Raw genomic sequence first — 12,405 nt, forward strand, 5'->3', positions numbered from 1 at the left:
AACCGGTTGTTCTACATACATTATCCTATACTTGTGTTCTTTTTTCGTCAACTAATAAACTTGTACGACTATTTAGTGAAATTTTTGTGAAATATTACCAAGTTGTTTATCTGGTACTATCGCGCATTTGAATGTTGAAGTCAGTAACTATCTGGCTTGCGACACTTTCTCCATCTAAGTTGCGCATAAGAGTTTCAAGACACAAAGCCCCCAGTTTTTTTGCATCAAAATACAAACTGGTGATAGATGGCTTTGATGTAGATAAGAGATTTGAGTCATAAAATGAGCATAGCTTAACATCCTCAGGCACAGAAATACCATCGTTGTGAAGGCAGTTAAGCACTGAGTTGCAAAGCATATCATCCATACAAACAATACACTCAGCCCCGTCTGCCATGGCTGTTTTAAGCACTGAGTCCAGACGCTCACTTTTATGCATGTTCAAGAAAATAAGGTCCTCATCTACTTTGAGACCTTTATTTTTAAAACCATTTTTAAAGCCGATTAATCGACTTGAGGTTACATTGATATTTTCACCACCGCCAATAAGAGCCATACGGGTGATTCCAGCATCTATAAGTGTTTCAATCATTCTTGAGGCTGCCCCCTCATTGTCGTGATCCACGTATGGAACAGCTTTATCCATAGGGTTCCCCACCACGATATATGGGATATTTGCAGTCTTTAAGAAATTGATAACCTTTGAATCACGCTCACATCGGCTGACAATAACAGCGTCAATTTTTCTGTTCTGGACAGCATGTTTCAGTGGCGAAATTCCCTCGTTATCTGCAAGAATTATCAACACATCATAGTCAAAATCCATAGCACGATCACAGACTCCTGTCATAAGAGTCTGGAAATAAGGCATCTCTCCAAGTGCTGAATCCGCTGGCACTACAAGGCCTACGTTAAAGGTGCGACTGGCCGCAAGGGAGCGAGCCACAGCGCTTGGTCTGTAGTTTATCTGCTTAATATATTCATTTACCTTATTTCTGGTTTCCTCGGAAATACGGCCTTTACCTGAGATTGCACGGCTTACGGTGGTTTTAGAAAGACCTAGTTCTTTTGCGATTGATTCTAGTGTATGGGACATGGGGTTCTCCATTTCTTAAGTTAGAAAGATGCTCACTAAAATTGAGCTCTATATTAAAAGCTATCACAAGATACTATCTGTTGCAACTGGTTGCGCTAAATTTTGTTAAAGAGCACAAAAAGAGCCCCCACTTTTTGTGAAGGCCCTCTTTGAGGTATTATGAATCGAAGGAGTCTATGGAATCCTCTGTGTTCATTGTAGGTGTTTCAATATTAGGGGCTGCCACTGCGGTGGTAAACTGTGAGGTTTTGTCCATAAGGGCATTGGCCTCGGCTGACAGCTCCTCAAATATCATCTTCATTTCCTCTAAATCCGAGGTTTCGTTTATGCCCATGGCATAGCTCTGAAGATTTAGGGCTGAAAACTGAATATCTGAAATGATGTCGTTAAAGGTTTCCTTGATAGAATTGACCGATGATGAAATATCGTTTAATTCACCTGGAAGAGGATCAATATCCTGCACCATCAGGTTGCCCTTTTCCATTTCTGACAATACGTATTTCTGCTGTTGGATAACATTTGACAAAACATTCATCGTAAGGGCAAGCTTGTTTTGCAAATCACCTATTTCATCGTTGGCTTCAGCAAAATTCAACTGTGTTGTAAATTCGCCCTGTATGATTTTATCCATAACCGGATTAATTTTATCTAAAGGCTTTAATACCTTTCTGATGGTAACTGTAATATCACCTAAGGCTAAAGCCAAGCAAAAGAGCGCAACAAAAACGCTGATTCTAATTCCTCTCATAACATGAGACATGAAGTTGGACTCTGGGTACGCCATAGCGACAGTCCATTTGCTATCTGCAAGGGACTGTATTGAATAAACCATACGGGTACCTGTATAATCCGCTGCAGTAATATGTTCATCTAGACGAGATGTAGACAATAGCTCCACCAATTCTGGCATTACGTCTGGAGCGGCTGTTATTTTTTCGGAAGTAGGATTATAGGCTTCATTTGGATGAATAATAATATTATTCTTGCTATCCAATAAAAATCCATAGGAGCCCGCTTCAAAATCTATTGTTCCAAAGAACTCCTGGATGGATTCAATATCCGCATCAACTGCTACAACTCCCACCATCATTGTGCCCCAATACACAGGCGTTGCTACAGTTACCATCATTACGTCCGGTCTCGTTGCGCTGGCATATGGGTCAATAACTACAGTGTGCCCTGCTTTTTCCGCATTTTTGTACCAGACTCTTTCCCTTGGATCTACACCCTCAGCAAAATTAACTCCTCTGGCCATAGTCATATTGCCAAGCTTGTCTGAGAAATATACATAAAAATACTCAGGATGGTTCAGCGCCACTCTATCAACCACAGCACGAACAGTAACCTCATTTAAATCGCCAAGTGCTGTAAGAGTGCTAGCCATGTCTTCGGTAACGGTACTCATGTCATTTATCCAGCTGTCAACCACATTGGTGGTCATAGTTGTGGCCAACTCCAGTTTGGTCTCCTGCTGTTCGATAATTCGGCGAGACAAATATATAAGATTGATTGCAGTCATAAAACTGATTGTAACTAATAATGCTATTACAACGTGTACTGTAATCCTTCTCCTGATTGTAGTGCGCTTGGTACTCTTCATTTCAACCCCTCTTTTACTCATTAACACAGTACTTTCGTTATATATGTTCATCTTATTATATAAATAAGGGAATTTCGTGAAAAAAAAGTGCCATTTGATGAATTTACACAGTCTATCTATCTGGTATTAACTAAACAATCGTATCGAATAGCTTTTCCTTCCAGGCTATAGCTAGGCTTTTTATTTGCCAGATATGGACCCTTAAGTGGGCGTTTAATAACAATGCGTTGGGGTCTGGCACACAGCGCTGCTTCAAGTAGCTCCTCCTCATTAGAGCATGGGCTTTCAAGCCTTTGAATGAGCTGAAACTTCTTTTTTATCAACGCGCTTTTTTGTCTGGCAGGAAACATTGGATCTAAAAGTACAATATCAGGCTGATAATCAAGCTGTTTCATCCCTGCTACACTGTCACCGCAGATTAGCTCCATACGGCTCACCGCAGCACTTAATTCAGGAATTTGGGCTGCCCTATCCATACAATCCTGCAAAAGAGCGGCAATTATCTCGTCACACTCATAGAGTCGTACCTGAAAGCCTGCTGCTGCAAGTATGAGAGAATCCTCGCCAAAGCCTGCTGTGGCATCAACCAGGGTCTGTGGCATTGCCTGACCTTTTATTCTGGCCGCCTTTACAAGCATTTCTCTTTGGAGATTGCTTTGCTTTAATCGTGGCAGCATATCTCTAAAATCTGCCATTATAGAAAGCTCGCCATCTGTAAGGCACAAGCCCTCACCATTATTTGTGAGAGCCAGCCCTATTTCAGCGAGCCTTGTATTGTATTCCTGTAACTTTATATCTGAAATCAATATTATTTATCCTCTTTGCGTAAGAGTTCCATCTTCATGTTGTAATAATCCGGTGTCATATCCAGATAATGCTTGTGTGGATTCTCGAAACGCTGCTCCTCAGGCCATACGCTTGTTTCAAGCTGAGTTTTTACACGTTCTCTGATGGTCTGCATGTCCTCGTCCGGAGAAACAGCCTCGCCACCGCGGATGAGAGGCTTTTGAAGAAGCTCTGCTGTGCAGTTTTCAAAAATGTGTGTGCTCTTCCATGGCTGCTCAGGGTCGATAAAGCGATATCCACCTGGGGTAGACATATCCACATTTTCACCCTTGATAGCTAGCATATCTGCAACGGCTCTGCCGTTTTCGTCTTTGATACGGTACACGTCCTTGAGACCTGGATTGGTGATTTTTTCAACGGTCTCGGAAATCTTAATCTTTGGAATGGTCTCGCCTGTTTTTGCATCTGTAACTGCGCAAAGCTTGTAAACAGCGCCAAATACTGGCTCTGATTTAGCTGTGATAAGGCGCTCGCCTACACCAAATGAGCTAACCTGTCCACCCTGCTGCAAAATAGAAGTAATAGTGTACTCATCAAGTGAGTTACTTACGATGATTTTAGCATCGGTAAAGCCTGCGTTATCAAGCATTTTTCTGGCATTTTTTGTAAGGTATGCAAGGTCTCCTGAATCAATTCTGATGCCGTAGCTCTTTGACTGGATGCCTGCTTCCTTCATTTCCTGGAACACTTTAATAGCGTTTGGCACGCCGCATTTAAGTACGTTGTAGGTATCAACCAAAAGAATGCAGTTATTTGGATAGCTTTTTGCAAAGCTTCTGAAGGCTGCAAGCTCTGAGGTATGGTAATCATTATCATCACTGGTGAAATACATGACATAGCTATGAGCCATAGTACCACCAATTGGAATGTTAAAGTACTGACCCGCAGATACTGTGGCTGTACCTGCTGCACCGCCAATATAGGCAGCTCTAGCGCCATAGATAGCAGCATCGTTATTATGGGCACGTCTTGCACCAAAATCTGATACTGGGCGGCCTGCTGCTGCACGCACGATGCGACTGGCTTTAGTAGCAATGAGTGACTGGTGATTTACCTGAGCCAAGACTTCAGTTTCTACCAGCTGAGCCTCTATAATAGGGGCTGTAACTGTGATGATTGGCTCGTTTGGATACATAATGGTCCCCTCTGGGAATGCATCCACATCACCTGTAAATTTGAAATTCTTCAGGTACTCTAAAAAGTCCTCTGTGAAATGGCCTACACTTCTAAGATAATCAATATCCTCATCTGTGAAATGCATGTTCAAAAGGTAATCCTTTATCTGCTGAAGGCCTGCGAAGATGGCGAAGCCACCGCCGTCTGGGTTGACGCGGTAGAATACGTCGAAGCTTACTTTAGTATTTGGATCAATGGATGGGTCATTAAAATACGCATTGGCCATGGTAAGTTCGTATTCGTCCATCATCATGGTTAGGTTTCTTGCTTTATCTTGTGTTTGTTTCATTGGGTTTTTCTAATCTCCTAGTCCGCAGTGTTACGCTCACAATCATTACTACTACCCTTCGGTATCGCTTTCGCTATACTCACCTCAGGGTAGCAGTAATAATTGTTAGCTACACTGCTCATTTAAAGTTTGGAATGCGTTTAGTAGCGGCACATACGGGCTTGAATGTGTATCTACGGAACTACGATGACGCATTTACGTATTGTGTTAAGGTACGCATTTAGTCCGTTATGTCCACGTCGGCGGATATTTGGATAGTGTATTCTGGGTAGGCGTCGAGGACTTCGCGGTAAATTATTTCGGTGCCTTCGGTGTGTGGAATGTCAAAGCTAAATACTACGTCAAATCGCATTTCCCTTGTGGTGGTGTTTACGTAAAATCCGTGGAGTTGGAGGGCCCATTCGTGAGCCTTTACGATTTCAAGCACACGGTTTCTGATGTGGGCTGCCTCGTCGTCCTTGGTATTGAACGAGTAGACACCTACGCCTGTAAGCACAACGCCTGTTTCTTTAAATACCTTTTCCTGTATTCTACGGGTAAGATTGTCCACCTCTTCTACGGTCATAACATCTGGAAGCTCTACATGGACTGACCCTAAGAACTTGTTTGGGCCATAGTTATTAAGCACCAAATCGTAGGCCCCTCTGACCTCTGGCTCCTCGCAGATGATACGCTTGATTCCTACTGAAAGCTCTCTATCAGGGCGGCGTCCCAGGATATCATCCAAAGTATCGGACATCATCTCCCAACCTGCCTTTATGATAATCACAGAAATCAGCACACCTACAAATGCCTCAAGTGAAATGCCAAATGCAATGTAGATGATAGCCGATGCCAGTACTGATGTTGAAATGATAGCATCAAAGCTGGCGTCTGCTCCAGATGCCACAAGAGCGCTGGAATTGACCTTTTCACCTGTGGCCTTAACATATCTGCCAAGGAAAAATTTTACGATGATGGCCACCACTAAAATCACAAGTGTTATAGAGTTATACTCTGCTTTTTCAGGGTGAACAATCTTTAAAATCGACTCGTTCAATGATGTAAGACCTGCATATATGATGATGGCAGCCACAAGCAGCGCGCTTAAATACTCTACTCGGCCATGACCTAAAGGATGCTCACGGTCTGGCATTTTGCCTGCCAGTTTCGTACCCACTATGGTAATCACGGAAGAAAGTGCATCCGACAGGTTGTTTACCGCATCCAGTATGATAGCAATGGAGTTTGACATCACTCCCACCAAGGCCTTGAAGGCCGCCAGGAAAATATTTGCTACAATTCCGATAATACTGGTCTTGACGATAATCTGGTCACGATTTGCTACTGCATCTGCTACATTCATGTTTGTATTTTTCATTGTGTCCTCCTGTTTTCACGCAGTACATCTATAATCTCATCGTATCTATCTCTTTCGTGTGGGCGCAGACAGTTTATACAGGATTTGGTTCCTGATTCCGTATATACGAAGCCACCGCCGCACTTATCCCCCAGACAATACAGTGGACAATAACAAAATAGGCAGTTAAAATCCTCTGGATGACTTGTCTTGTGACAAGGGAAATATTCACATTCTGTATTTTGGAAAAATTTATAATGCTCCATATCAAACATTATACTATTATTTGACAATATTGTAACTATTGAGTAGGCTTTCACAGTTATTTCGCAGCTAGATGATATTATTGCGGTAGGATGATTTCGTGAGGTATTGATATGAGCGATCATGATAACATGAACACTTTTATAAGTGACGAAGGAATAATTGAAACTAACAAAAGTAAGCAGACGAGACGATTTGTTTTCCTGTGCAATATTTTGACGTTTGCCTTGGCTGTGCTTGGTTTAGTTGCTTTTATTAAGGGTAACTTCTAGGGGAAATCCTATGTATGATTTTAAGAAACGTGTTTACGAAGTAATTGAAGTATCCCATGTGGGGGACAATTCCAGCAGAGCCTACGATGTGCTGATGACTACGGCTATTATTGTGGGTTTGGTTCCTTTGACCATGAAGGGGAATAGTATTTACACGGTTATTATCGACGTTTTTACCAGCGTGCTCTTTCTGATTGATTATATTGCTCGCGTTTATACAGCTGATTATAAAATGGGCTATAAGCACTACAGAGCTTATATTGCCTACATTTTTACCCCTCTGGCAATATTTGACTTTCTTTCTATTGTGCCAGTTATTTATGTATTTTTACCTGTTTCTTCGTTGATTGGATTGCTTAGACTTTTTAGAGTTTTTAGAGTGCTGAAGCTTGTCAGATATTCTAAGACTATGGTTATTATTGCAAATGTAGTTAGAAAGGTTAAGAAACAGCTGATGGCTGTTTTGATTTTGATTACTGTGTATATTTTTGTTTCGGCAATGCTTGTATTCCAGCTGGAGCCTGACCTTTTTAACAATTTCTTTGATGCCCTGTACTGGGCTACCATTTCTATTACTACCATAGGATATGGAGATATTTCTCCTGTAACCCCTGTAGGAAGGCTTATCACCATGATTTCCGCTTTGGTGGGAATGGCTGTGATTGCCCTGCCTACAGGTATCATTACGGCTGCCTATATGGCTGAGATTACTAAAAAGAAGAGTAAGTATGAGCTTTAGTCTGCGTAGCTGGCGGATGTCTTTATGGTACCTATGGTAGTCTTAAGAATCTTTTTGCGCAAATCATTATTGAGGTAATAAATATTTTCCTCTTCCTCTTTTCCTACAATGCAACTATCATCCCAGCCATATAGCTGACATAAAGCCTTATTGAAATTGTAGTGAGATACTGGCTCCTCCTCTGAAATATTTATTATCCCAATGTATTCACTGGATAATAGTTCTATGACTGCCTCAGCCAATTCATTGACTTCTACAATACTGAAAATTATATTAGTCGCCCTAATGTATTCTTTGTCTGACTCCACATAGTCTTTTAATGTTCGGCTTCTACTGTCTAGCTTTCCATCTGGATTTATACCATAAATACTGCCAGGTCGGATAATACAAAAATTATTAAACATTCTAATAATGCTTTCAGATTTAATCTTTCCATTGAAATAATGATGGTTATACCAGTCTTCTGTTCTAATGAAAGGTTCAACCTCTTCTGTCATATTTTTCTCATACGCCACCGATGTAGAAAGAAAAATAAATCGAATTGAACCTATAAACTCAGAAAGAACTGGCATCACCTCATCAGCTATGATTTCCTCTAGCTCATGATTCATGACAGTCCAAATTATTGCGTCTGGATTGAACTCTTTTACGACTATTTGCAATTGCTTTGTATCAAGCACATCAAGTTGAATGAATTCGTTTTGATTCCTGTGAGTGATGTAAGTACCAAGGAGCTCAATATTTTCAACACTCTTCAGCTTGTGATATATTGTGCTACCTAGGAACCCACTGGCACCTATAATTAGTATCTTCATTTAATCTCTACTTTGAACAATTATATATTGAATAATCTGTAGTATTATCTTTATTTAATTCTTCAAGATGAATAGGCCTGTAATCCTCTTTAATAAAATCCATATTATCAATAAAAGTATTACAAACATAGACTATTTGATTCTTTTTATTGTCTAGAAGGGCATATTCATAACAATTACTATGACTAAAAACCCCTACTATCGCAGGAAAATTAAACTGATTCTCAGTATAGTAGGTGTGTCGTCCCTCATAGGTTAACTTTAACAGTCTTCTAATTTCAGAATCAAATTCTTCTCTATCGTATTTCCTTTCAACTACAATTTGATGAGCTGTTGAAAGGCCATAGTTTTCCTCATAAAGATATGCGTCCTCAAAATCCTCTTCGTCTTCTGGGAAAATAAGCATCTCTGAATGAGCCTCACGTTCATCATTTCGTATTTCCGATACTATCTCATAAACCTCATCCTGATTTGAAGTTTCAAATATTTCATCAGTATCCTGAATATTTCCACAGCCCGTTAAAAACAGCATTAACATACAAGCAAACGCAATTTTATTTTTCATCAATTTATCATCCCTTTAATAAAGCTGATTAATCTATAGCTTCTATTTCGAATATAACTCTCTCACCACAATCAGTGCATTGATATGGCCCATGCTTCAAATTTCCGCCTCTACGAAAAGCATAGATGAACGGGTAAATTGCATTCATGGCCACCATACATACATTTGCACTTCTTTCTTTATCAAGCATACTTCCTTCAAAATACAGTTCATCCCCGACTTTGTATTGGGGACAAAGACTATCAACTACTGTTACTTTGACTTTTTTATCAACAAAGCTCAACTATAAACCTCCTTGCAAATTTCAATGTTTTATTCTCATATATCTAGATTTTCTTTCTCGCACACATTCTCTAATCTCCTTTTCAAGGCATTTCTGAAGTATGAATAGAATTCTCCTAAAAATATATACACTAGTAATCTTTGATCTAAAACAACTAGAATAAGAATTATAATTTCTATTATGAATAATACATATATATCTTTTTTTCCTACACTCTTATTTTTCCATATACGAATCATTCCTATAGAAAAATATAAAGTACAAATCAAACCTGAAATTATTAATTCTAGGAATGTTTCATGGACAGACATAAATATCAGTATTAATACAAAATTACATACAATAAAACTATAATAGCGATCTATATGCGATGAATCGTATGCCCTAAGTTCACGAATTAATTCATTTGTAGATACATTCTTTTCCTCAATTTCTTCACATATCTTTAATTTGCATGCAATACAAATAATTATTTCACATAAACATAAAACCATTGTTACGTAATGACTAAAATTCGAAAGATAAACTATCTGAATAATAATCAATAGCTTTAACACCAAGTCAACATTGTTATATTTTCCAGAATTACTTAGCAATCCCAGTTCATTCATCGAGCTTGGAATGGCAGAAATTAAAATTCCTATTATCAAAGGAGCAATTACAAAAGCAATCCTGTAGTCAGTTATATTTTTATAACTTGCATATTGCATAAACAATATGGTTATAAAAAATATAATGTCCCCTACTATAAGCAATTTCTTTACCATCTATACTTCTCCATATTTGTATAGTCATGTTGTTTTACAAATGTATATCTCATTTCTTTTTACCTTCGTTTATTTTTTACAATTTTATTACATAATTACAAAAAAGAAGTTGAATAGAGTATTCTGCAGTAATATGGGAGTTAATTGCACAAAAAAAGATGAGCAAATATTTCTGCTCATCTAATAAAAATATATCTATCCAATTGCTACCTGAACTATATAATTTGCATATGCTGTGCTAAAAGGCATATATTTATGCCTACTAATCATTATTGTTTCTTTATTTTGTAGGGTCAAATCGGTATGACTAAAGGAATCAACATATCTCATATTAGCAAGGAATGACTTATGACATCTAAAGAAATGCTTCTTTGATATTCGCTCTTCCACCGAAGCCAAAGTCTCATTGCACTTTATAATATCCCCCTTGTTAATATAATGAATAATGCAATTCTTTCCATCTGCTTCTACGTAGGAAATTTGGCTTTCTCTAATAAAGTAGTTAATACCGTCCTTCTTTATTACCAGTATTTCGTCTTCCTCCATTGTCTTATAGAAATCATCCATTGCAGCAAATAGCTTTTCCTCAACGAGTGGCTTAACCAAAAATCTAAAGGTCGATACCTCAAACGCATCAAACACTATACTTGAATAGCTTGTAAGGAAGATAATTGTAACATCTAGCTTTTTATCACGTATCCTTTTGGCTATGGTGAGGCCGTCTTCACCTTTATCCCCAAACTCATAGTCTAAAAACACTAAGTCAAATTTTTCTACTTCTTCTAATAAATCTTCTCCTGACTCATATTTGGTAGTTTTATATTCGAGATCCCTTTGAATGTAATACTTAAGTAATAGTTTTTCTGTCCCTTCTCGTATTTCCTTATTATCATCGCATATTGCTATATTTACCATTACGTTTTCCTGTTATTTTACTGGAGCATCAGCTGAACCTTGCTCTGAAAAATCCCCTCGTTGTATTCTAATGAAAAATCTCCATTGTATTTCTTTGCAACTCTATTAATATTACTCAAGCCAAAACCATGGATATCCTTTTCAGCTTTACTAGTCTTTATCGAATTACTATTTTTTATATTAACCTTCTCGCTTGGGTTAGTGATTAACAACACCCAAATATTCTTTTTCAATACTGAGTTAATGACTATAGTCTTTGTTCCCTCAAGCTTCTCACAAGCCTCGATTGCATTATCCAGAAGGTTCGACAAAATAATCACTATATCTGAATCCGCAATTTTGTCTGAAGGCATTAGTCCATTTAGTTCAATTTTTATTGCATCTTTTTCTGATCGATGTGATTTTGCTGTCAATATAGCATCGGCTATAAAATTTCCACTATTATATTTTGAACTTCCATGAGAAGTCATTTCCTGCAACTCATCTATATATCCAAGAGCTTTATCATTTTCATTTTCTCGAATCAAAGAATAAAGTCCTATTAGAAGATTTCTAATATCATGACGAAATTTTCTTGTATCCTTTTCTTTTTCCACAAGCTCATTGTAATACTCAGTGGTCTGTTTCATCTGTTTTTCCAGTAATTGATTAATGTCCTCTAGATGACTTTTTCTCACAAGCGTTACAATGGACCTAAAAATCAAAAGCGCTACAGATATATATGCAATAACAGCCACCGTTCTGGCAGCATTCGAATACTTTACCGATCTAAACATTCCTATTTCAATCATGGATATAGAGTATGTAATCACAATGAATAAAACATAATCTATATACCCCAGACTTGAAAAAATAACATTCATATTAAATTTCTTTTTTATTAATAATAACGATAGGAATACAATAAGAAAAAAGGTTGATGCAAGTAGTTCCATTGCAAAACTATTGCTTGCAAATTTATGGTATCCAATAGTCTTCAACAAAAGGCCTATATTGCTGGCTAATGTTGAAGAAATAGTAACAAAAAAGAATACTATAAAAACAATTTTCCTTTTTATTTTGTAGAACAAGCTAACTATAATCAAGGATTTCCATAGTAACGGAACATACAATAGACCTATCAGAATACGATTGTCTTTTATCGTAGCTACTACAAATACACACCATAAAACCCAAAAGACAAATACGTTGAAAAAGATATGTCTGATAGTGGGCTTTTTCTTTTCAAGATATAAAAACTCGCCCGCTATCAAATAGATATTTATAAATTCAATAATTGTCCAGAAAAAGAATATAGCAACATCAAAATATGACTTCATAATACATTATTTCCCCACAGAATTCTCACCTCCCCTTAATTTATTATTTTACATTAAACGATAATTATTTCCAATAAAAAGAGCTTCTAGGCAGCGTAAATCCACCCAGTTGACTATTTA

13 protein-coding genes are annotated in these 12,405 nt (G+C 38.0%); 1 reads left to right on the forward strand and 12 read right to left on the reverse strand.

Going from position 1 to position 12,405, the window contains the following annotated elements:
• Positions 1-106: 106 nt before the first annotated feature.
• From BLV53_RS04210 to BLV53_RS17700, 6 genes are all read right to left on the reverse strand, one after another.
• On the reverse strand, positions 107-1,096 hold the full coding sequence (locus tag BLV53_RS04210; RefSeq protein ID WP_170830749.1) for a LacI family DNA-binding transcriptional regulator: 990 nt from the start codon (positions 1,094-1,096) through the stop codon (positions 107-109).
• 157 nt (positions 1,097-1,253) lie between these two features.
• Positions 1,254-2,696, reverse strand: coding sequence for a cache domain-containing protein (locus BLV53_RS04215; RefSeq protein WP_170830750.1), 1,443 nt, complete (start codon positions 2,694-2,696; stop codon positions 1,254-1,256).
• Between the two features lie 116 nt (positions 2,697-2,812).
• Positions 2,813-3,502 (reverse strand): class I SAM-dependent methyltransferase, encoded by a 690-nt coding sequence (locus BLV53_RS04220; protein WP_242879031.1) that lies wholly within the window; start codon positions 3,500-3,502, stop codon positions 2,813-2,815.
• Between the two features lie 2 nt (positions 3,503-3,504).
• Positions 3,505-5,007, reverse strand: a complete 1,503-nt coding sequence (locus BLV53_RS04225) for a nicotinate phosphoribosyltransferase (RefSeq protein ID WP_090297493.1) — start codon at positions 5,005-5,007, stop codon at positions 3,505-3,507.
• A 220-nt stretch (positions 5,008-5,227) separates the two neighbouring features.
• Positions 5,228-6,367 carry a cation diffusion facilitator family transporter gene (locus BLV53_RS04230; protein WP_090297498.1) on the reverse strand — a complete coding sequence of 380 codons (1,140 nt, stop codon included), beginning with the start codon at positions 6,365-6,367 and terminating at the stop codon, positions 5,228-5,230.
• Complete coding sequence (locus BLV53_RS17700; protein WP_334292406.1) at positions 6,364-6,735, reverse strand: cysteine-rich small domain-containing protein; 372 nt, start codon at positions 6,733-6,735, stop codon at positions 6,364-6,366. The genes BLV53_RS04230 and BLV53_RS17700 overlap by 4 nt, the downstream gene beginning before the upstream one ends.
• A gap of 157 nt (positions 6,736-6,892) precedes the next feature.
• Between BLV53_RS17700 and BLV53_RS04240 the strand changes: the two genes are divergently transcribed.
• On the forward strand, positions 6,893-7,621 hold the full coding sequence (locus tag BLV53_RS04240; protein ID WP_090297500.1) for an ion transporter: 729 nt from the start codon (positions 6,893-6,895) through the stop codon (positions 7,619-7,621).
• Here BLV53_RS04240 and BLV53_RS04245 read toward each other — a convergent pair.
• The 6 genes from BLV53_RS04245 to BLV53_RS04270 form a co-directional block, all read right to left on the reverse strand.
• The gene (locus tag BLV53_RS04245) at positions 7,618-8,436 is read right to left on the reverse strand and encodes an NAD-dependent epimerase/dehydratase family protein (protein ID WP_090297503.1); all 819 of its coding nucleotides are present in this window, start codon (positions 8,434-8,436) and stop codon (positions 7,618-7,620) included. The two genes, BLV53_RS04240 and BLV53_RS04245, sit on opposite strands and share 4 nt — an antisense overlap.
• A gap of 7 nt (positions 8,437-8,443) precedes the next feature.
• The gene (locus BLV53_RS04250; RefSeq protein WP_090297506.1) at positions 8,444-9,001 is read right to left on the reverse strand and encodes a hypothetical protein; all 558 of its coding nucleotides are present in this window, start codon (positions 8,999-9,001) and stop codon (positions 8,444-8,446) included.
• Positions 9,002-9,029: 28 nt separating this feature from the next.
• Positions 9,030-9,284, reverse strand: a complete 255-nt coding sequence (locus tag BLV53_RS04255) for a TIGR04076 family protein (RefSeq protein ID WP_090297510.1) — start codon at positions 9,282-9,284, stop codon at positions 9,030-9,032.
• Between the two features lie 35 nt (positions 9,285-9,319).
• Positions 9,320-10,051 (reverse strand): hypothetical protein, encoded by a 732-nt coding sequence (locus BLV53_RS04260; RefSeq protein ID WP_090297514.1) that lies wholly within the window; start codon positions 10,049-10,051, stop codon positions 9,320-9,322.
• 195 nt (positions 10,052-10,246) lie between these two features.
• Positions 10,247-10,966, reverse strand: coding sequence for a LytR/AlgR family response regulator transcription factor (locus BLV53_RS04265; RefSeq protein ID WP_090297517.1), 720 nt, complete (start codon positions 10,964-10,966; stop codon positions 10,247-10,249).
• Positions 10,967-10,983: 17 nt separating this feature from the next.
• Positions 10,984-12,285, reverse strand: a complete 1,302-nt coding sequence (locus tag BLV53_RS04270) for a sensor histidine kinase (RefSeq protein WP_090297520.1) — start codon at positions 12,283-12,285, stop codon at positions 10,984-10,986.
• Positions 12,286-12,405: the final 120 nt, after the last annotated feature.

Origin of the sequence: Pseudobutyrivibrio sp. ACV-2, assembly GCF_900107545.1 — a bacterium.
Taxonomy (GTDB): domain Bacteria; phylum Bacillota; class Clostridia; order Lachnospirales; family Lachnospiraceae; genus Pseudobutyrivibrio.

Bases quoted from the DNA above. Each gene is read 5' to 3' on its own strand.
- BLV53_RS04210 (WP_170830749.1), bottom strand. From the start codon at position 1,096: ATGTCCCATACACTAGAATCAATCGCAAAAGAACTAGGTCTTTCTAAA.
- BLV53_RS04215 (WP_170830750.1), bottom strand. From the start codon at position 2,696: ATGAAGAGTACCAAGCGCACTACAATCAGGAGAAGGATTACAGTACAC.
- BLV53_RS04225 (WP_090297493.1), bottom strand. From the start codon at position 5,007: ATGAAACAAACACAAGATAAAGCAAGAAACCTAACCATGATGATGGAC.
- BLV53_RS04230 (WP_090297498.1), bottom strand. From the start codon at position 6,367: ATGAAAAATACAAACATGAATGTAGCAGATGCAGTAGCAAATCGTGAC.
- BLV53_RS17700 (WP_334292406.1), bottom strand. From the start codon at position 6,735: ATGATCGCTCATATCAATACCTCACGAAATCATCCTACCGCAATAATA.
- BLV53_RS04240 (WP_090297500.1), top strand. From the start codon at position 6,893: ATGTATGATTTTAAGAAACGTGTTTACGAAGTAATTGAAGTATCCCAT.
- BLV53_RS04245 (WP_090297503.1), bottom strand. From the start codon at position 8,436: ATGAAGATACTAATTATAGGTGCCAGTGGGTTCCTAGGTAGCACAATA.
- BLV53_RS04250 (WP_090297506.1), bottom strand. From the start codon at position 9,001: ATGAAAAATAAAATTGCGTTTGCTTGTATGTTAATGCTGTTTTTAACG.
- BLV53_RS04260 (WP_090297514.1), bottom strand. From the start codon at position 10,051: ATGGTAAAGAAATTGCTTATAGTAGGGGACATTATATTTTTTATAACC.
- BLV53_RS04265 (WP_090297517.1), bottom strand. From the start codon at position 10,966: ATGGTAAATATAGCAATATGCGATGATAATAAGGAAATACGAGAAGGG.
- BLV53_RS04270 (WP_090297520.1), bottom strand. From the start codon at position 12,285: ATGAAGTCATATTTTGATGTTGCTATATTCTTTTTCTGGACAATTATT.